This is a genomic window from Streptomyces sp. NPDC002817 (assembly GCF_053592055.1).
On record NZ_JBSFUY010000028.1, the window covers coordinates 72843 to 92668 of the forward strand.

The window sequence follows — 19826 nt, forward strand, 5'->3', positions numbered from 1 at the left end:
TCTTCCCTCCCCCGTCAGCCATGCCTCAGCAGGGAAACCCCACATGACGTACTTCGCACGTCCGCGCACCCGCGCGAGACGCCGGACGGGCCGATTCGCCGGCCTGACCGTCGCATCGCTGTTCCTGGGCCTCACCGCACCCCTCGTCCCCGCGCAGGCGGCGGACACCGCGGACGTCACCGACGGACTGGCTCTCTGGTACAAGCTCGACGCCTCCTCCGGCACCACCGTCACCGACGCCTCCGGCAACGGCCGGGACGGCACGGTCAACGGCACCGCAGGCTGGACGGGCAACGGCCAGGGCCTCGCCTTCAACGGTTCGGACACCTACATCAAGGTGCCGAACGACGTCATGAAGAGCATGGACTCGATCAGCGTCTCCATGGACGTGCTGATGGACGAGTCGCAGACCACCCCGTACTTCATCTACGGGTTCGGCAACACCACCAGCGGCGCCGGCAACGGCTACCTCTTCGCCACCGGCAACTCGCTGCGCACCGCCATCGCCTCCGGCAACTGGTCGACCGAGCAGAACACCCGGCCCACCGACTCGCACAACCTGACCCGCTCGGTGTGGAAGCAGCTCACCTACACCCAGACCGGCACCACGGCCGTGCTGTACGAGGACGGCGTGGAGGTCGGCCGCAACACCTCGGTCACCACCACCCCGGGCTCCATCGGCTCGGGCACCACGACCGCCAACTACATAGGCAAGTCGGTCTACACCAGCGACAAGCTCTTCAAGGGCAAGATCCGTGACTTCCGGGTCTACGACCGCGCACTCGCCGACTCCGAGGTCGAGCAGCTCTCCCTCCCCATCGCCGAGCAGGGCGTCGCCGACGACAAGGCGGCCCTCACCCTGGGCGACACCAGCGCGGTGACCGCCGATCTGACCCTGCCCAGGACCGGCACGGCCGGCGGCTCCTCCATCACCTGGGAGAGCGACAACACCGACGTCGTCTCCGACTCCGGCGCGGTGACCCGCCCCGCCGCCGGTGAGCCGGACGGCCACGCCACGCTGACGGCGACCCTGAAGAAGGGCACCTTCAGCGCCACCAAGACCTTCGAGGTCACGGTCCTGCCCGCCGTCGACGACACGACCGCCGTCCAGCAGGCCGCCGAGGCACTGTCCGTGCACAACCTCGACGACGTCCGCGGCAACCTCACGCTCCCGGCCGACGGCGCCTTGGGCACCAAGGTCTTCTGGTCCTCCGCGAACACGGACGTCGTCTCCGCGGAAGGCGTGGTCCACCGGCCCGCGCACGGCGACGGCACCACGACCGTCGAGCTGACCGCCACCGTCACCAAGGGCGACGCGACGACGACCCGCGCCTTCACCGCGAAGGTGCCGGAACTGCCCAAGAAGGAGGCCCTCAAGGGCTACATGTTCAGCTACTTCACCGGCGAGGGCACCTCGGACGGCGAGCAGCTCTACTCCGCGCTCAGCAAGGGCAACGACCCGCTGAAGTGGCGGGAGCTGAACGACGGCAAGCCGGTCCTGACCTCCACGCTCGGCGAGAAGGGCCTGCGCGACCCGTTCATCATCCGCTCCCCCGAGGGCGACAAGTTCTACCAGATCGCCACCGACCTGAGGATCTACGGCAACGGCGACTGGGACGCCTCGCAGCGCACCGGCAGCAAGTCCATCATGGTCTGGGAGTCCACCGACCTGGTGAACTGGACCAACCAGCGCCTGGTGAAGGTCTCCCCCGACTCGGCCGGCAACACCTGGGCCCCCGAGGCGTACTACGACGAGAAGCTCGGCGAGTACGTCGTCTTCTGGGCCTCCAAGCTGTACGACAACGAGGCCCACTCCGGCGACACGTACAACCGCATGATGTACGCGACGACCCGTGACTTCTACACCTTCAGCGAGCCCAAGGTCTGGGTCGACCGCGGCTACTCGGTCATCGACTCCACGGTCATCCAGCACGACGGCACGTACTTCCGCCTCTCCAAGGACGAGCGGAACAACAGCTCCTCCACGCCCAACAGCAAGTTCATCTTCGAGGAGAAGAGCGACACGCTCCGCAACCTCTCCTGGACCGCCGTCGCCGAGGGCATCGGCAAGGGCGAGATGAGCGCGGCCGAGGGCCCGTTGGTGTTCAAGTCGAACACCGAGGAGAAGTGGTACGCGTTCCTCGACGAGTTCGGCGGACGCGGCTACATCCCCTTCGAGACCACGGACCTGGCCTCCGGCGTCTGGACCCCGTCCACCGGCTACGACCTGCCGTCCAAGCCTCGGCACGGCACGGTGCTCCCGGTCACCCAGGCCGAGTACGACCGGCTGCTCAAGACGTACCAGCCGGACCAGATCATCACGAGCGCCGAGGACGTCAAGGTCGAGACGCGCATCGGTGACGCCCCGGTCCTGCCCGCCACCGTCATCGCCGAGTCCGCGGACGGCGTGAAGCGTCCCGTCGCCGTCACCTGGGAGGACGTCGCCGCATCGCAGTACGCGCAGGCCGGCGTCTTCACGGTGAAGGGCGACCTGGCGGGCGACTCCGCGATCGACGTCAACGCCGAGGTCACGGTCTCCACCGAGGGCCCGGATGTCCCGGCCGACCTGCTCCTGCACTACGACTTCGACGAGACCGGCGGCAGCATCGCCCGCGACTCCAGCGGCCACGGCTACCACGGCACCTACGTCCGTACGCCCGACTTCGGGACCGGCGTCGAGGGCGGCTCGTTCAAGATGTCCGGCGGCAACAGCAGCTCCAGCTCGCCGTACGTCAAGATCCCCAACGGGGTCCTGAAGGACACCACCAGTGTCACCGTCTCCACGTACGTGAAGTGGAAGGGCGGCGACAACTTCCAGTGGCTGTTCGGACTCGGCCCGGACAGCAACAAGTATCTGTTCGCCACCCCGTCCAACGGGGGCGGCAAGCTGTTCTCCGCGATCACCAAGGCCACCTGGTCCGGTGAGAAGCAGATGATCGGCGGCTCCCAGCTCACCGCCGGCGAGTGGAAGCACATCACCGTCACGCTGGACGGCGCGACCGAGACGGCGATCCTCTACATCGACGGCGCCGAGGCGGCCCGGGTCAACGGTGTCACCGTCAAGCCGTCCGAACTCTACGACTCGGCGAAGGACTACTCCGGCTACATCGGCAAGTCCCTGTACTCCCCGGACCCGTACTTCGGCGGCGAGGTCGACGACTTCCGGATCTACAACCGGGCCCTGACGCCCGCTGAGATCCTGGAGCTCAGCGGCAACACCACCGGGATCGCGGGGGCGACCCACCCGGCACTGAAGACCGACGCGATCATCACCGACAAGAGCAGCAAGATCGTCTTGCCGCTCACCCCGGGCAGTGATGTCACCGCCCTGGCACCCGAGTTCACCCTCGCCCACGGCGCGACCATCAGCCCCGCCTCCGGCACCCTGCGCGACTTCAGCAAGCCGCTGACGTACGAGGTCACGGGCTCGGACGGGAAGAAGCGCACCTGGACGGTGTCGGCCGTGGAGATGAAGAGCCCGGTGCTGCCGGGCCTGAACGCGGACCCGAACATCGTCAGGTTCGGCGACACCTTCTACATCTACCCGACCACCGACGGCTTCGAGGGCTGGAGCGGTACGCAGTTCAAGGCGTACTCCTCCAAGGACCTGGTCCACTGGACCGACCACGGCGTCATCCTGGACCTCGGTCCGGATGTCTCCTGGGCCGACAGCCGCGCCTGGGCGCCGGCGATGGAGGAGCGGAACGGCAAGTACTACTTCTACTTCTGCGCCGACGCGAACATCGGTGTCGCGGTGTCGGACTCGCCGACCGGCCCCTTCAAGGACGCCCTGGGCAAGCCGCTGCTGAAGGCCGGTGACTACACGGGCCAGATGATCGACCCGGCGGTCTTCACCGACGACGACGGCACGTCGTACCTGTACTGGGGCAACGGCCGCGCCTATGTGGTCCCGCTCAACGACGACATGGTCTCCTTCGACGCCTCGAAGGTCACCAACATCACGCCGAGCAACTACAACGAGGGCTCCTTCGTCATCAAGCGCAAGGGCACCTACTACTTCATGTGGTCGGAGAACGACACACGTGATGAGAACTACCAGGTCGCCTACGCCACCGGCTCCTCGCCCACCGGTCCCTGGACCAAGCAGGGCGTGATCCTGGAGAAGGACCTCTCGCTCGGCATCAAGGGCCCCGGCCACCACTCGGTGGTCCACGTCCCGAACACCGACGACTGGTACATCGTCTACCACCGCTTCGCCATCCCCGGCGGTGACGGCATGCACCGCGAAACCACCATCGACAAGATGGAGTTCGACGCCGACGGCCTGATCAAGAAGGTCGTCCCCACCCTGGAGAGCATCGACCCGGTCACCATCGCCCGAGCCGGCGCGGACGCCTCCGGCAAGGAAGGCGACAAGATCCAGCTCAACGGCACGGTATCCGGCGCGGGCACCGCCAAGTGGACCGCCGAGGCGGGGGCGCCCTGCACCTTCGCCGACGCCGGGGCCGCGAGCACGACGCTCACCTGCACCGACGACGGCACGTTCAAGGTGACGCTGACCGGCGGCCGCAGCAGCGACACGGCGACCGTCAAGGTCGCCAACGTGGCACCGGCCCTCACCTCCGCCACGGGACCGAAGTCCCCGGTGTCGGTGGGCAAGCGGGCGGTCGTCACGGCCGAGTTCACCGATCCGGGCACCCGTGACACCCACACCTGCACGGTCGACTGGAAGGACGGCACCACGCCGACGGCCGGCACGGTCACCGCGTCCGGCTGCCGGGCGGAACACACCTACCGCAAGGCCGGTATCCGCAAGCCGGTGATCACCGTCACCGACGACGAAGGCGCCTCGGACAGCAGGACGCTCCCCGAGCTGATCGTCTACGACCGCGCCGCCGGACACGCGTTCGGCACCGGCCTCTTCACCTCGCCGGCCGGGGCCTACCCCGCCAAGCCGACGCTGACCGGCAAGGCCGCCTTCTTCTTCACCGCCTTCTACACGCAGCTGACCTCCGTCCCCATCGGGCAGATGTCCCTCGACTTCGGTCCGGCCAAGCTCAAGTTCCGTTCCACCGGCTCCGACTGGCTCGTGGTCACCGGCTCCCAGGCCGTCTACCAGGGCACCGGCACGGTCAACGGCGCCGACGGCTACGCCTTCCGGGTCACCGCCACCGATACCCCGGACAGCTTCCACGTCAGGATCTGGAAGAAGTCCGGTGGTGATGTCGTCTACGACAACGTCACCAGCTCGAAGATCACCGGACTGGTCACCATCGGCGACCGTCGGGAGTGAACCCCCGGCCGGGCGTACCGGTCATGCCGTCCCCCCCACACTCGACGGCCAACCCCCCACAGGAGGACCTCATATGAGCCCACGTCAGAACAAGGAGCACAGTCCTCGAACGGCCATACCCTGGCGCAACACACTGGCCGTCACCGCGCTCGCCGCGGCCCTGCTCGCGGGGCCCGGCGTCGCGCAGGCGGCACCGAAGGCAGCGCCCGTTCCACAGGAGCAGGTGGCGGCGGCCACCATCACCTGGACCTTGGAACGGGCGAGCAACCCCACGGCGGACCAGCAGACGGCGTACAACCTCATCACGGCGGCCATGAACGCGGCCGTGGCGCGCTACAACAACCTCAGCGACCTGGGGAAGAGCATCACCGTGCGCTACGACCCGAGCGTGCCCACCGCCGACGGCAACCTCAACGGCACCATCCGCTTCGGCAACCGCAGCTACATGACCGAGAGGACGGCCCTGCACGAGATCGCCCACACCATCGGAGTGGGAACGAGCTCGGGCTGGTCCGCTCTCGGCGGCAGCGGCACCTGGACCGGCGCGCAAGCCACGGCACTGGTCAGGCAGTTCGACGGCTCCAGCGCCAAACTGTCCACGGGTGGTGGCCACTTCTGGCCCTACGGCCTGAACTACGAGAACGAGATGTCCGGTACGGCGGCCGACCGCCATGTACAGATCGTCGCCGCCATGGTGCGTGACGGGCTGTAACCCACGGCCGGGAATGCCTGGGGGTGTTCAACCCCCCAGGCATTCCCCTACATGGGGCCGAGCTGGTCGGCGAGGTCGCTCAAGTCGGCGGCGTGCAGATCGAATCGGTCCGAGGGAGTGGGCGGGTCGCCGACCGGGCGGGCCACATAGGCGGTGCGCAGGCCGAGGCTCTGCGCTCCGCGCAGGTCCCAGGCATGGGCGGCGACCATCAGCAGTCGCTCCGGCGGTAGGCCGGAGACGGTGACAGCCAGTCGGTAGACGGCCGGGGCCGGCTTGTAGGTCCGGGCGTCCTCGGCGGACAGAGCCTGATGCCAGCGCAGTCCCGCGTGGGCGTTGATTCCCAGGAGCGCCGTCCGGCTCGCGTTGGAGAGTCCGATCAGCGGGAACCGTTCGGCGAGCCGGGCGAGCCCCGCGACAGTGTCGGGCCACGGCGGGAGCCGGCGACCCGACAGGGACAGCGCCGTCACCGCCGCCGGGTCGTCGACTCCGGCGGCGTCGGCGACCGCGCGGGCGGCTTCCAGGTCCAGTACGTCGGTGGGGACGTAAGGCCGAGCGCCACCGAGGATGCGGCGTTGCTCGGTCTCGATGTGCCGCTGCCACAGCGCCAGGAGCTTCTCGATCCCGGGATCGTCGAGCTTCGGGGCGAACTCACGGATACCGCCTCGCAGACCGGCGGGTTCGTCGACGAGGGTGCCGAGCACGTCGAACACGACGGCGTCGATCTCCGGCTCTGCCATGGGAGGTCTCCTGGACGAAACTGGGACGGGTGAGCGGTCCTGGGGGCAACGCGACGAGCGGCCACCCTGATTCCCGAACCGGCTACGCGCTCCGAGGCTGCGCCTGTCCCTGCCTGAAGGCTCCGTCGGTGAGGACGGGCACGATCGAGGCGGCGTCCACCTCGACGGCGACGGCCACATCGTCCGCGAAGCCGCCACAGGCCAGTTCGAGGCCCGAGGCGCAGGCGGTCACGGCGGCGGCCACGTCGGGAGTCCCCGTGAAGCAGGACCTCGCGGCGGCCGCCTCCGGCGACAACGCGCCGACACCCTGCTCTTCCAGGGCGGCGATCACGGCACCGGCTCCCAGCAGGTCCTCCAGCGCCGGACGCAGGGATCCGTCCGGCCACCGCTCCCCCGCGCCGATCACCGCGACGGGACGTTCCCCCGTTCCATAGCCGTGCAGAGCCAGCCGGCGTCCGACGGCCGACGCGTTGCGCAGACACCCGGCGACGACCGTCGAACCACCCGCCGCCGCCGCGATGGCGGACCCGTTGGGTGAGGGCAGCACGAGCCGGGGAGTGAACGGGGCTCTCCGAAGCGCCGCCGGAGACAGCGACCACGGCGACTGCGGAGTGACGGCTCGCCGGCCCACGGCCTGCGCGGCCGCCTTCTCCCGGGCGAAGGCCGCCGCTGTCTCATCACCCCAGGCACAGGGAAAGACCTCGGTCCCCGCCTCGACGGCGACACTCACCGACGTCGTGAACGACAGCACGTCCACCACCACGAGACAGGCGGCCTCTGGCCCCAACCGCTGGGCACCGGACGGACCCCACTCGAATCGCACGCCGTACACCTTCTGAAGGAACCAGTCGCTCATACCGGCCGAGTCTGACAGCGTCAGCGCCTCAGCTCACGGCCTTCTTGATGAGCTCGGCGATCCGCTCCTCGGTGTCGCCCGTCAGGTCCGTCAGCGCGTAGGCGGTCGGGAACAGCGGGCCGTCGTCGAGGTTCGCCAGGTCGCTGAAGCCGAGCGTGGCGTACCGCGTCTTGAACTTCTGCGCGCTCTGGAAGAAGCAGACGACCTTGCCGCCCCTGGCGTACGCCGGCATGCCGTACCAGAGCTTGGGCGCGAGCTCCGGCGCGCTCGCCCTGACGACGGCGTGGAGCCGCTCGGCCAGGACACGGTCCGACTCCGGCATCTCCGCGATCTTCGCCAGTACGTCGGCCTCCGGGTCCGCCTTGGCGGACCCCTTGCCCCGCCGCGCGGACGCCTTCAGCTCCTGGGCGCGCTCCTTCATCGCGCCCCGCTCCTCCTCCGTGAAGCCGTCGTACTTCTCGCCTGCCGCGCCGCCGCTCTTGTCCGACGTCTGGGAGCTCTTCATGGCAGATTCCTCTCGTACGAGCCCTGGTGGGGTGACACCAGGTTAGGAATTCCCCGGCGCGGCGGCTTCTCCGAAACTGATCGGATGCAGCCCAGGGGACTCCGCGAAGGCGAGGATCTCCGGTACCGCTGCGCGCAGGGTGGCGAAGTGGCGGTGTACGCCGGTCACCGGCACCGCGGCATTGACGCCCCACACCGTCATGCCGGCCCGCAGTCCCGCCTCCACCCCGGACGGGGCGTCCTCGATGACCAGGCAGTCCGCCGGCCGCACTCCGAGCTGCCGGGCCGCCTGGAGATAGGGCTCGGGCGACGGCTTGCCCTCCTGGACCGCGGCGGCGTCCACGACGAGGGACGGGACCGGCAGGCCCGTACGGGCGAACCGTCCGCGTACCCGGTGCTCGTAGTTCGAGGTCACCAGCGCCCATGCCCCCGGCGGCAGGGTGCCCAGCAGCTCCGCCGCTCCGTCGAAGGCCGAGTACTCACCGGAACGGACGTCGTCATCCTCCAGTTCGTGCAGAGCGGCCAGGCAGTCCTGCGGATCCTGGTCGGGAGCGACCTGGGCGAAGGTCTCGATCGGACGGGTGCGCAGTGCCACGCGGTAGACGCCGTCCGCGTCCAGTCCGTAGCGACGCGCCCAAGTCGCCCATACGCGACGCTGGTTGTCCACGGCGTCGATCAACGTGCCGTCGACGTCGAGGAGGACACGCTTGCGGGGGCTGGGCGGTATGCCGTCGCTGATCACCCGGTGATGATGCCAGTCGGCCACCCGCTGCGGCGTCGGGCTCCGGGAGGCATGGCAAGATCCGCAAGCATGAGCAGCATCGGACAAGCGGATCGCCCCGTCGCCCTGGTCACCGGCTCCACCTCGGGCATCGGGGAGGCCGTCGCGCGCAGGCTGGCGGCGGACGGGATGCGTGTCGTCGTGCACTCGCGGCGCAGCGTGGAAGCGGGCAGGGCGCTGGCGGCGGAGCTCGACGGTGCGTATGTGCAGGCCGACCTGGCCGTCGAGGACGAGGCGCGCGCCCTGGTGGCGGAGGCGCTGGGCCACTACGGCCGGCTGGACGTCCTGGTCAACAACGCGGGCATCAGCCGGCCCATCCCCCACCACGACCTCGCGGCGGCGACACCGGCGGACTGGCGGCAACTGCTGGAGGTCAACCTGATCGCCCCCTGGGTGCTGTGCACGGCCGCTCTTCCCGCGCTGCGCCGGTCCCCCATCGGCGGCTCCGTCGTCAACATCACCAGTCACGCCGGGGTGCGCCCCAAGGGCTCGTCGGTGCCCTACGCGGCGAGCAAGGCCGCGCTCAACCACGTCACCCGGCTCCTCGCGGCCGCCCTCGCACCCGATGTACGCGTCAATGCCATCGCCCCGGGCCTGGTCGACACCCCCATGACCAAGGACTGGACGCAGGCCCACGAACTGTGGCGCGACCGCGCCCCCATGGGCCGCCCCGCCCGGCCCTCCGACGTCGCCGGCCTCGTGGCCTCGGTCATCGCCAGCACCTACCTCACCGGCGAGGTCATCATCCTGGACGGCGGACTCAACCTCACCTGAGCGGCCGCACCGCCTCCCCTGCGCTCCGCGCCGCCCGACGGCACAGTGGACGTATGGACACAGACGGCAGGAACATGCTGGCCCGGGGACGCGTGGCGACCCGCCTACCCGCCCAGGACCTGGAGCGGGCCCGGCACTTCTACGCCGAGAAGCTCGGGCTGGAGCCCGTCGACGAACGACCCGGCGGGCTGCTGTACCGATGCTCGGGCACGGACTTCGCCCTCTTCACCTCCACGGGATCCTCGGCCGGCACCTTCACACAGATGGGCTGGGAGGTCGACGACATCGAGGCCGTCGTGACGGAGCTCAAGCGGCGCGGCGTGGTGTTCGAGGACGTCGACGTGCCCGGTCTCCGCACGAAGGACTCCATCGCGGACGTCGAGGGCAACTATCCCGGCAAGGGCGCCCGGGGCGAGCGCGCCGCCTGGTTCCGGGACAGCGAGGGGAACCTCCTGGGCGTCGGTGAGCCCGTCGTCTGAGGGACGGTGCCCGCAGGTGACGGCAGTCCGGCCGCCTTCGGGGTCTACAGGAGGACGACACATCCGCGCCGTTCCAGCTCGGCCAGCAGCGACGCAGGAGGTTCGCACGCGTTCCAGCGCAGGTCCAGCTTCTCCAGGGCGGGCATCTCCAGCACCTGGCGCGGCAGTCGGACCAGACGGTTGCTGCGCAGGTCGAGGTGGCGGAGGCGGGGCAGTGCGGTGAGGGGCTCCGGGAGTTCGGCGAAGGCGTTCTCGCGCAGGTCCAGGTGGCGCAGTTCTTGGAGGTCGGCCACGGTCGGTGGGAGGCTTTCGAGCGCGTTGCCCCGGAGCCAGAGTTCGCGCAGGCTGCGCAGGTCACCGAGGCTGTCGGGCAGTTCGGTCAACTGGTTGTGCTGGGCCCGCAGTTCGATCAGCCCGGCCATACGGCCGATGGCTTCCGGCAGTGCGGTCAGCTTGTTCTCCCCGACGTTGAGGTAGCGCAGCCGGGTCAGGTCGCCCAGGGACTGGGGGAGTTCGGCCAACTCGTTGTCGTGCAGATAGAGGCAGCCGTCGAGGCCGGTCAGGTCTCCGAGAGTCTCGGGCACGGCCGGGAGGAGGTTGTGGCCGAGGTCGAGTGTGGTCAAGCGGTGCAGTCGCCCGATTCCGGCCGAGAGCTCCGTGAGCCCGTTGTCCGCGAGGATCAGCACCTGGAGCTCGGTCCGCTCCCACACCGACTCGGGTACCTGGCCCAGTTGTTGACGCCAGAGGTTCAGGACGTGCGCCACGATGTGTTCTTCCTTCCGGTGCACCAACGGTTCAGGGCCAGTGTCGATCACCTGCGGCTCCTGCCCGTTACTCTTCCGGCGTGTATGCGTACGAGGAACTCAGTTCGGCGGAGCGGCGGTTGTGGGACGCGTATCCCACGGGCCGTTTGGTGGACTTCCGTACGGGTGGGGCGCAGGACGATCCCGACAACGGGGGCGGCTGGGGCGACGAGCGGACCGTGCGAGCCGGTGTCGTGGCCGCCCTGCTCCTCGGCGCGAATCCGGCCCGGCCGGGAGGGGTGCCCGCGCTGCGGCTCGCGGGCGCGCGGATCAGCGGGGGCCTGGAGCTCGGCGGGGCCGAGATCGGGCATGTCATGCGGTTCGAGGGGTGCTGGTTCGAGCGGGGCGCCGGACTGTACGGCGCCACCACCCGGACGATCGAGATCAAGGGCAGCAGACTGCCGGGGCTCGACCTCAGCATGGCCAGGGTGGAGGGCAGGGTCGCTCTGCGGTACACGGTCGTCAGCGGTGCCGTGAAGCTGCTGAATGCGCGCCTGACCGGTGAGCTGGCGCTCAGCCACGCGGTGCTGTCACATCCCGGCGAATGGGCCCTGTTCGCCGGCGGGCTCGTCATGGAAGGCGGGCTGTTCTGTCGTACCGCCACCGTGCACGGCGGCGTGCGACTCGTGGGCGCCCAGCTGCTCGGTGGCCTGCACATGGAGCGGGCGCGGCTGCACAATCCCGGGGGTGTGGCGCTCCTCGCCGACCATGCGGTGGTCAGCAGCATGGCTCTGTCCGAGGGGTTCACGGCCGAGGGGACGGTCAGTCTGCGGGGCACGCAGATCACCGACCAGGTGACCTTCGACGCTGCGGTGCTGCGGGCCGACGGCACGGCGCTCGACTGTGCCCGTATGCAGGCGGGAGTCGTCGTCTTCACCCCGGCCCAGCCGCCGTCCGGCGTGGTGGATCTCGAGGACGCCCAGGCCGTCGCCTTCCATGACCGGGAGGGTGTCTGGCCGAAGACCGTACGACTGCAGGGCTTCACCTACGGCTCCCTGCACGAGAGCAGCGAGCTCCAGGCGTCGTCCGTGGAGCGACGTGTGGCGTGGGTGCGGCGGCATCCGGGGTACGCGGCCCAGCCGTACGAGCAGCTGGCGGCCTGGTACCGGCAGATCGGCCATGACGACGACGCCCGGCGGGTTCTGCTGGCCAAGCAGCGCCATCGCAGAAGAACCCTGTCGCTGCCCGCCCGGCTGTGGGGTCACCTCCTGGAGGCCACCGTCGGCTACGGCTACCGCCCGTGGCGTGCGGGCGTGTGGCTCGCGGCGCTCGTCCTGCTCGGCTCCACGGTCTTCGCCACCCACTCCCCCACGGCGACCGAGCCCGGCCAGGTGCCCCCGTTCAACCCCTTGGTCTACACCCTCGACCTGCTCATCCCCATCGGCGGTCTCGGCCAGCGCACGTCCTGGTACTGGGAGGGCGGAACGGCCGCCTGGCTGTCGTATTCGCTGATCGCGGCGGGCTGGATCCTCACGACGGCGGTACTCGCCGGCATCACCCGGACCCTGAACCGGAGCTGATCCCTCCCTTCCCTGATTCGCAACCGATGGTTGCATGATGGCGCGTTCGGTCATACCCTGATACGCAACCGATGGTTGCAAAAGGGAGCCGGGTATGGAGTACGGAAGCATCGAGCGCGACCTCCACGTCGACGCGTCGCCCGACGTGGTCTTCGAGGTCGTCAGCCGACCGGAGCACATGCGGGAGTGGTGGCCGGACGACGCCCGGTTCGAGCCCGCCGAAGGGGCACCCGGAGAGCTCTTCTGGCGCGACAAGGCGACGGGCGAGACCAAGACCGTCGCGTTCACGGTGGTCGAGGTCGACCCGCCGAAGCGGTTCTCGTTCCGGTGGTGCTACGCCGACGCCGAACGCGGCGGGGACTCACTGCTGGTCACCTTCGATCTCGTGCCGACGCAGACGGGGACCCTGGTGCGGATGACCGAGACCGGGTTCCGCGAGATGGGCTGGGAGATCGCCGTACTCGAGGAGCAGTACCGCGATCACGTGAGCGGCTGGGACCACTACATCCCCCGGCTGGGCGCATACGCCGCACGGCTGGCGTCGACCCGATGAGCACGCCGGTCGACGACGACCTGTGGTCTGCGATCGGCGACCCCACCCGGCGCACCATGATCGACCTGCTCCTCGCGTCCGGACCGGGTACCGCCACCTCGCTCAGCGCGAGCCTTCCCGTCACCCGGCAGGCCGTGGCGAAGCACCTCGCCGTCCTCGACCGGGTCGGGCTGGTCCACGCCGAGCCGGCCGGACGGGAGCGGCGCTACCGCGTCGACGAGGCCCAACTCGCCCGCGCGGTCGCGCAACTGGCCGCGGTCGGCGCCACCTGGGACGCCCGGCTCCGCCGTATCAAGCACATCGCGGAAACGATCCAACGAAGCCGTACCACCACGGAAGGAGCATGACCATGGTCGACATCCTGCATCGCATCGGCGCCGTCGCGCCGCTGGACGACGTCTACCGGGCGGTCGCGACCCCCGAGGGCCTCGCCGGCTGGTGGACCACCGACACCACGGGCAAGAGCGAGGTCGGCGGCCGACTGGCGTTCCGCTTCGGCGACGTCGGCGGTTTTGACATGGAGATCCTGGAACTCGACCCCGCCGGCCACGTCCGGTGGCGCGTCACGGACGGCCCCGCGGAATGGATCGGCACCGAGATCGACTGGACCTTCAGTCGGACCGACGGGTACACGATCGTCCTGTTCAAGCACGAGGGCTGGCGCGAGCCGGTCGAGTTCATGCACCACTGCAGTACGAAGTGGGCGCTCTTCCTGATGAGCCTCAAGGAGTACGTCGAGACGGGACACGGCAGCCCGGCACCAGCCGATGTCCGGATCAGCGACTGGCACTAGAGAACTGCGATGACCCCGTCGAGGGGGATGCGGATCTCTCGGGTGGACGTGTCCTACCGCGCGGCCGGTGTGCGGAGCCAGTCGTGAATCCGCGTTGAGCGGGAGCCCGGTCCGTCCTACGGTGGCTCGGTGAGTGATGTGAAGCACGACGTCTACTGCACCGAAATCGGCTCCCGGGCCGACGAGTTGCGCGCCGCTGTGCGGTCCGCCGAGGCGGGGCCGGCCGCGACCCCCGTCCCCAGCTGTCCCGGGTGGAGCCTCACCCAGCTCGCCCGGCATGTCGGGGGAACCCATCGGTGGGCGGCGCGGATCGTCCGTGACCGAGCCACCGGTCCCGTCGCCCACGACATGGTGGACGACGTCTTCTCGCCCGGTCCCGAGTCCGCCGCCGACCTGGACGCCTGGCTCGCCGAGGGGGCGGCGGAGCTGACCGGAGCCCTGCGCGAGGCCGGTCCCGACGCCCCGGTGTGGACCGTCGCGCCGAGCGGCGTCGCGGGTTTCTGGGCCCGGCGGATGGCCCATGAGACGACCTTGCACGCCGCCGACGCCGCCTTCGTCACGGGCGCCCCCTTCGCCGTACGGGAGGAGCTGGCGCGGGACGCCCTGGACGAGTGGATGGGGTTCGGCGCACTGCCCCGGGTCCTGGAGGCCGCCGGGCCCGACGCCCCGCCGCTCACCGGACCCGGCCGCACCCTGCACCTGCACGCCACCGACGCGCCCCGGGCCGAATGGCTGGTGGACCTCACAGGCGTGCCGATCACCTGGAGCCACACCCACGCCAAGGCCGCGGTGGCGGTACGTGCCCCGCTCACCGACCTCGTTCTGCTGCTCTACGGCCGCCGCACCCCGGCCGGCACGTCCGTCGAGGTGTTCGGGGACGGCGCCCTGCTGTCCCTGTGGCTGGAGCGCTCCGGCTTCTGGCTCCGGAAATAGCTCAGGGGGCCGGGATCCCGAACTCCACCCACAGCGGAAAGTGGTCCGAGATGTGCCAGGACAGCTCGTTGAGCGTCCGGTCGCCGCGCAGCTCGGGCACGAAGTCGATGTGCCCTCCGGCCAGGGCTTCCAGCGTCAGCACCGGTCGGCGCTTCTGCCCCTTGGTGAACCACGCGATCTGGTCGTAGAAGTGTTCGGCGCCCGGGTCGTCGAAGATCGTGCGCGGCAGGCCGTCCAAGGACGGGGCGGGGACCAGGCCGGTGGAGGTGAAGGCCTGGAACAGCGGGTCGCCGGCACGGTCGATGTTGAAGTCTCCCAGCGCGATGAGGTTGTGGTCCCAGCCGAACTCCTGTTCCGCCCAGGAGGCCAGCCACCGCGCGATCGCCCGCAGTTCCGGTGCCCGGTCGGCAGCCTTGTCGCCGTACAGGACATGCAGGGTGACCAAGGTGAACGTCTGGCCCTGGGAGAGGAAGCTGACCGCGTAGGGCGTACGGGCGAACTGTTTCTCCAGATCGGTCGCGGGTACGCCCGCGTCCTCCTCGAGGGGCACCACCAGCTCGCAGGCCAGACCTGACGGTTTCACCCTGCGGGTGTCGAACAGGAACGCCAGCCGCTCGCTGTTGCCTGCGCTGCCCCGTGTCACGTCGGTGAGGATGAACGCCCAGTCGTCGCCGAGGACCTTCAGCAGGTAGCGCAGGGAGCGCAGGTTGCCGCGCACCTCCTGCACCGCCACGACGTCGAATCGGCGGATGACCGACGCGATCAGGTGGATGTCGGTGAAGTTCCGCTTCGGCGAGGCACCCTCCGGGGTGGTCCAGGCCTTGGTGAGGTCGGAGAAGGCGCGCAGGTTCCAGGTCGCGATCAGCAGGTTGGTCCCGGCGTCCTTCGCCGGGACCGCTCCGTCGAGGAACGCGTCCCAGCGTTCGACTCGTTCGACCACCCGTTGGGGCGGCGCCAGGATGTCGGCTTCAGCGGGCACAGATCCTCCTCGACGCTGGGAACAGAGCGTTTCGAGCCTGCGAGATCGCACACGGGGGAGCAAGAGGCCGTTACGGTGACGCGCCTCGTCCGGCCGAACCCGGCGAGCCGACGGGACCTGGCTTCTCGTTCGCCGGGCCGACCCTGTTCGAGGTGTGATCCGGCGGTTTCATAGGCTCGGGGCATGGTGAGCGAATTCAGCGAGGCGTTCCTGCTCGAGGCCGAACGACATGCCGCGTGGGGCGCTGCCCAGCTCGACGCGCTGGGCGCGTTTCTGCCCGAGGGGCCGTGGACCGCCGATCTGCCCTCCTGCCTGTACCAGCAGGGGGAGCTGGAGCTGCGGGTGGCGGTGCTCGGCACGTACGACATGGACCAGCAGTCCTGGATGTGGGGCTGGGCCAATCCTGGTCTGCGGGGCACCGAGGTGGTGGCGCTGACCGGCGCGGTCCGACGGTACGGGCGGGTGCACGGGATCGCCGAACTGACCGAGGAGATCGTGCCGTTGTCCGGGTTCGCCGATCCTCGGCGGGCCGCCGAGATGCTCGCCTTCACGGGAATGGGGGTGGCCGAGGCGCCCGGGTACATCGGCGTTCCGGCGGGACCGGCCACGCAGGTCTACTTCCTGCCCGACGACGCCCGGGTCCCCCGCGCCGGCCTGGACCCGGTCACGCTGCCCCGGACACTGCTCACAGGAGCGGGGCTGATCGGGTACTCGGCCCGGCATGTCGTCGGCGGCTACTTCGACCACCACGATGTGCCCCAGCGCTCCGAGGGCGACCGGATCGTCGCGGACCTGGGCGCCGGCAACGCGGTCGAGGTGGGCTTCGACGCGGTGGGGCGGATTTCGGGGGTGCAGGTGAAGGTGCTGCCCTGAGCGACCGGGCCGGGGTTCCGAGGCTCGCTGCGGGGCCGGTCAGCGCAGGCGTAGTCCGCCCGGATGCTCGCCCTCGATGATCCCGACCAGCCGGTCGAAGACGGTGGGCCCGCGTCCTGCGCGGGCATCCGCCAGTTCCGCGCTCACGGAGGACCGGTTCGTCGGATGGCAGCGCGCGAGCCGGATCTCGAGCTGCCGTACGGTCTCGGGGTGGCCGAGGTGACGGCGGGACACCTCGTGATCACGCCACTCGATCACGTAGTCGCCGTCCTCCGGCGTGCCGTAGCCTCCGCGAAGGCAGTCGACGAAGGCGTCGAGGTTACGCCCGAAGTACCCCTCGTCGCCGATGGTCTCCCCCACGACGAGCCAGAAGTCCTCCAGCGTTGTGACCCGCGAGCCGTCCAGTACGTACGTGATTGTCACGCCCCGGAGAATACGGGCCGCCCGGTGAGCATCCTCGTGGGACGTATCGGGTGCGAATCCTCCGGAGCGGCGGGCAGGATGGCCTCATGACCAAAACATCCGGATCGTCGACACAGTGCGCCGGCTCGAACTCCGTGTTGTCCCTGTGGTCGCAGGACTCGGTGCTGTCGATCGGGTCCGTGGGATCGGTGTTGTCCATCGGGTCGGTCGGCTCGGCCCTGTCCGTCGGATCGATCGGGAGTGCGCTGTCCGTGGGGTCGATCGGGTCGGCGCTGTCGCTGGTCTCGTTCGGATCATGGCTGAGCACCGGGTCGTGCCTGTCCGCGCAGTCGCAGTGGTCGGTACTGTCCTGGCGTTCCTCACGCACCTTCCGCTCCGCCGGGATCCTGGGGGTGGTGGGCATGACTGCTCTGTTGGTGGCTCAGCGGTCCCGGCACGGCGAGCGGGCGTGACAGAGGAGTCCACCGCCGAGGGTCTCAGGACGTCAGTTCCGTCTGCGCCGCTCCCGTGGAGACGAGGTCGTGGCGGATGTACCACTCCGTCGACAGCAGCAGTTCACGGTCGGCTGCCGGGAGGGCGGCGATCAGGCCCGGGGCGGCTCCTCGGGTCACCTCGGTGCGGTGGGCCAGGACGGCGGCGATCTTCTGCTCCAGCCAGGGGCGGACATCGACCGTCGCGGTGATGCGCTCGTCGGGAACGGTGTGCATCGCCTTGCCCGTCGGGGCCCAGTGGTTGCCCCACGACCGCATGGCGGAGTGCGGATGCGTGGCCGTGTACAGGGCTCTCGGCTGCCAGGGGTCGCCGGCGTCGGGGTAGAGGCGTTCGAGGCCGGCCGCCTCGAGGGCGAGTGTCGTGACCCGGTGGGTGTGGACATGGTCCGGATGGCCCGTCAGGCCGCCGTAGGCATCGTGGGTGATCACGATGTCGGGTCGGAACTCCCGGATGTGGGCGACCAGTTGACGCACCAGGTCGTCGAGCGGCGCATCGCAGAACCGCGGGCGGCCCGGGGCCGATCGGGGTGCACGCGCGTCGGCGTGGCCGAGCATCCGCGGGGCGCCCGCGCCGAGGATGCGCAGCGCTTCGGCCAACTCCGCGGCGCGCGGGGTGTCTTCCGCCCAGGTCGCCGTGACGACCCCGGTGCGCGCGCCGGCGGACGCGTGGCGGGCGAGTACTCCGCCCGCCGACAGGGACTCGTCGTCGGGGTGGGCGAAGACGGCGAGCAGGCTCGGCACGGGCACGGGTGATCACCTTCCGAGGCGAGTGGTGGGATGGATGGATCGGGGACGGCACCACTCGGTTCCGTGCCGTCCCGCGGAGGAGCGGAATGCCGCAGGCCGACGCCGGTCACGTGCCAAGGACCTGCTCCGGCGGTCAGTCGGCGGTCCCCTAGGCGGGCTGCCAGGCGCGGGGCCAGTTGCCGGACGGCGGTGGCGGACCGGCCACCCCCAGCTCCTTCCGGGCGCATGTGTAGAACGCGTCGCGTTTCCGGCTCAGCCGCTGGGAGTCCCGGGTCCATCCCTGCGCGTCCTGACGCTGCTCCCGCACATGCAACTCCAGGGTCCAGACGGCCTCGTGCCACGAGCGCGCGGCGACCACCGTCTCCGCGTCGCCCACCAGGAGGACGGACTCCCACAGCGTGGCCCGGCGTGCTTCGGCCTCGGCCGGCAGGGGCAGCCCTTCCGCGGGCTCCAGCGGGTCGACGACATGCGCGTACCCCAGGGCCGCTCCGATGCGCTGCGTGATCCCGACCTCTTCCTTGAGCGCGTTGCTGTGACGCGCGTACACGTCGAACTTCTTCTCCTGCCAGCGCTCGGCCTGCACACGAAGCCACCGGGCCCGTTCGGTCAGGGCCGTGACCGCGTACGACGCCACGGCACCCACCAGTACACCCAACAGCGTGCCCCACTGATCCACCACCGCGCTCCCCCTTCGCCGGCCGTGCTGAACCTGGTGCGGCGATCAGTCGCGCTTGCGCGCCACGCCGCCGTAGAAGCCGATCAGTTCGGATCCGGGCGGCGGCGGAGTGTCCGGGCGCCAGAACGGGGCCTGGGCGAGGCCGGGTTCGATGAGGTCGAAGCCGTCGAAGTAGCGCTCGACCTCGGCGTGGGACCGGAGGTTCAGGCTGGCGGAGGCCTTGTTGTAGACGGCCTGGGCCGCCGTGCGGTCGGCGAAGTCGCCGGTGGCGTGGGAGAGGACGAGGTAGCTGCCGGAGGGGAGTGCGTCGCGCAGGGTGGCGAGGATCTCCTGGGGCTTGTCCGCGTCGGTCAGGAAGTGGACGATCGCGACGAGGAGCAGGGCGACCGGCTCGTCGAAGTCGATGACCTGGCGGATGTCGGGGTGGTCCACGACGGCTCGCGGGTCCCGGAGGTCACCGAGCACGATGCTGGTCGTGCCGTCGCTGCTGAGCAGGGCGTCGCCGTGCGTCTTGACGATGGGATCGTTGTCGACGTAGGCGACACGCACGTCCGGTGCGACCTCGTGGGCGATCTCGTGGACGTTCGGCGAGGTGGGGAGGCCGGTGCCGATGTCGAGGATCTGGCGGACGCCACCCTCGGCCACGACGTGGCGGACGGCTCGCCGGAGAAACCCTCGGTTGGCGCGCAGGCCGATCCGTACCTCGGGTGCGGCGGCGGCGAGTTCGTCGCCGGCTCGCTGGTCGACCTCGTAGTTGTCCTTGCCGCCCAGGAGATAGTCGTAGATCCGGGCAGGGTGCGGTCTGCTGGTGTCGATCTCCTCGGCACGCACGCCGTCCCCTGTCACCCTGCGCTCCTCCCGACGCCCGCCACGGCCCGCTCGCCGCCACGGTGGGGACAGCTTCGCACATCAACTTCCGTGCTCGTGGCCCCAGTTCC

The 19826-nt window shown here is 70.0% G+C and carries 21 protein-coding genes; 11 read left to right on the forward strand and 10 right to left on the reverse strand.

The annotated features are described in order from the left end of the window. The first annotated feature begins 43 nt into the window (after positions 1-43). Both ACWD3I_RS36950 and ACWD3I_RS36955 read left to right on the forward strand, forming a co-directional pair. Positions 44-5254 (forward strand): family 43 glycosylhydrolase, encoded by a 5211-nt coding sequence (locus ACWD3I_RS36950; RefSeq protein WP_365396760.1) that lies wholly within the window; start codon positions 44-46, stop codon positions 5252-5254. 73 nt (positions 5255-5327) lie between these two features. After that, positions 5328-5966, forward strand: coding sequence for a hypothetical protein (locus tag ACWD3I_RS36955; protein WP_365396757.1), 639 nt, complete (start codon positions 5328-5330; stop codon positions 5964-5966). A gap of 47 nt (positions 5967-6013) precedes the next feature. Here the strand turns inward: ACWD3I_RS36955 and ACWD3I_RS36960 are convergent, their stop codons facing one another. From ACWD3I_RS36960 to ACWD3I_RS36975, 4 genes are all read right to left on the reverse strand, one after another. After that, a complete protein-coding gene (locus tag ACWD3I_RS36960; protein ID WP_365396754.1) occupies positions 6014-6703 on the reverse strand; it encodes a haloacid dehalogenase type II in 690 nt (229 codons plus the stop codon). 82 nt (positions 6704-6785) lie between these two features. Further along, positions 6786-7559 (reverse strand): 2-phosphosulfolactate phosphatase, encoded by a 774-nt coding sequence (locus ACWD3I_RS36965; protein ID WP_365396751.1) that lies wholly within the window; start codon positions 7557-7559, stop codon positions 6786-6788. 28 nt (positions 7560-7587) lie between these two features. After that, positions 7588-8064 (reverse strand): iron chaperone, encoded by a 477-nt coding sequence (locus ACWD3I_RS36970; RefSeq protein WP_365396748.1) that lies wholly within the window; start codon positions 8062-8064, stop codon positions 7588-7590. A 42-nt stretch (positions 8065-8106) separates the two neighbouring features. Further along, a complete protein-coding gene (locus tag ACWD3I_RS36975) occupies positions 8107-8805 on the reverse strand; it encodes an HAD family hydrolase (RefSeq protein WP_365396745.1) in 699 nt (232 codons plus the stop codon). A gap of 69 nt (positions 8806-8874) precedes the next feature. On the opposite strand from ACWD3I_RS36975, the gene ACWD3I_RS36980 reads away from it, so the two are divergent. After that, complete coding sequence (locus ACWD3I_RS36980; RefSeq protein ID WP_365396742.1) at positions 8875-9618, forward strand: SDR family NAD(P)-dependent oxidoreductase; 744 nt, start codon at positions 8875-8877, stop codon at positions 9616-9618. Between the two features lie 53 nt (positions 9619-9671). Beyond that, positions 9672-10097 (forward strand): VOC family protein, encoded by a 426-nt coding sequence (locus ACWD3I_RS36985; RefSeq protein WP_365396739.1) that lies wholly within the window; start codon positions 9672-9674, stop codon positions 10095-10097. A 44-nt stretch (positions 10098-10141) separates the two neighbouring features. Here the strand turns inward: ACWD3I_RS36985 and ACWD3I_RS36990 are convergent, their stop codons facing one another. Further along, positions 10142-10861: a leucine-rich repeat domain-containing protein gene (locus ACWD3I_RS36990; RefSeq protein ID WP_365396736.1), complete on the reverse strand. Its 720-nt coding sequence runs from the start codon at positions 10859-10861 to the stop codon at positions 10142-10144. An 80-nt stretch (positions 10862-10941) separates the two neighbouring features. Between ACWD3I_RS36990 and ACWD3I_RS36995 the strand changes: the two genes are divergently transcribed. From ACWD3I_RS36995 to ACWD3I_RS37015, 5 genes are all read left to right on the forward strand, one after another. Next, positions 10942-12420 (forward strand): oxidoreductase, encoded by a 1479-nt coding sequence (locus ACWD3I_RS36995; protein ID WP_365396733.1) that lies wholly within the window; start codon positions 10942-10944, stop codon positions 12418-12420. 94 nt (positions 12421-12514) lie between these two features. Next, positions 12515-12973: an SRPBCC domain-containing protein gene (locus ACWD3I_RS37000; RefSeq protein WP_365396730.1), complete on the forward strand. Its 459-nt coding sequence runs from the start codon at positions 12515-12517 to the stop codon at positions 12971-12973. Then, the gene (locus ACWD3I_RS37005; protein ID WP_365396727.1) at positions 12970-13320 is read left to right on the forward strand and encodes an ArsR/SmtB family transcription factor; all 351 of its coding nucleotides are present in this window, start codon (positions 12970-12972) and stop codon (positions 13318-13320) included. Before ACWD3I_RS37000 ends, ACWD3I_RS37005 begins: the two co-directional genes overlap by 4 nt. 2 nt (positions 13321-13322) lie before the next feature. After that, the gene (locus tag ACWD3I_RS37010) at positions 13323-13766 is read left to right on the forward strand and encodes an SRPBCC family protein (RefSeq protein WP_365396724.1); all 444 of its coding nucleotides are present in this window, start codon (positions 13323-13325) and stop codon (positions 13764-13766) included. 129 nt (positions 13767-13895) lie between these two features. Then, entirely contained in the window at positions 13896-14699 is an 804-nt protein-coding gene (locus tag ACWD3I_RS37015; protein WP_365396721.1) for a maleylpyruvate isomerase family mycothiol-dependent enzyme, read from the forward strand. A 1-nt stretch (position 14700) separates the two neighbouring features. On the opposite strand, the gene ACWD3I_RS37020 is transcribed toward ACWD3I_RS37015, so the two are convergent. Continuing rightward, positions 14701-15678, reverse strand: a complete 978-nt coding sequence (locus tag ACWD3I_RS37020; protein WP_365396718.1) for an endonuclease/exonuclease/phosphatase family protein — start codon at positions 15676-15678, stop codon at positions 14701-14703. A gap of 183 nt (positions 15679-15861) precedes the next feature. Here ACWD3I_RS37020 and ACWD3I_RS37025 point away from each other — a divergent pair, with 183 nt between their 5' ends. Next, positions 15862-16551, forward strand: a complete 690-nt coding sequence (locus ACWD3I_RS37025) for a DUF6882 domain-containing protein (protein WP_365396715.1) — start codon at positions 15862-15864, stop codon at positions 16549-16551. Between the two features lie 39 nt (positions 16552-16590). Here ACWD3I_RS37025 and ACWD3I_RS37030 read toward each other — a convergent pair whose 3' ends face one another. Continuing rightward, positions 16591-16974, reverse strand: a complete 384-nt coding sequence (locus ACWD3I_RS37030) for a barstar family protein (protein ID WP_365396712.1) — start codon at positions 16972-16974, stop codon at positions 16591-16593. Positions 16975-17060: 86 nt separating this feature from the next. Between ACWD3I_RS37030 and ACWD3I_RS37035 the strand changes: the two genes are divergently transcribed. Beyond that, entirely contained in the window at positions 17061-17426 is a 366-nt protein-coding gene (locus ACWD3I_RS37035) for a hypothetical protein (RefSeq protein WP_365396709.1), read from the forward strand. Between the two features lie 24 nt (positions 17427-17450). Here the strand turns inward: ACWD3I_RS37035 and ACWD3I_RS37040 are convergent, their stop codons facing one another. The 3 genes from ACWD3I_RS37040 to ACWD3I_RS37050 form a co-directional block, all read right to left on the reverse strand. Then, a complete protein-coding gene (locus ACWD3I_RS37040; RefSeq protein ID WP_365396706.1) occupies positions 17451-18212 on the reverse strand; it encodes a PIG-L deacetylase family protein in 762 nt (253 codons plus the stop codon). Positions 18213-18360: 148 nt separating this feature from the next. Next, on the reverse strand, positions 18361-18891 hold the full coding sequence (locus ACWD3I_RS37045) for a hypothetical protein (protein WP_365396703.1): 531 nt from the start codon (positions 18889-18891) through the stop codon (positions 18361-18363). Positions 18892-18933: 42 nt separating this feature from the next. Next, entirely contained in the window at positions 18934-19734 is an 801-nt protein-coding gene (locus ACWD3I_RS37050) for an SAM-dependent methyltransferase (RefSeq protein ID WP_365396700.1), read from the reverse strand. Positions 19735-19826: the final 92 nt, after the last annotated feature.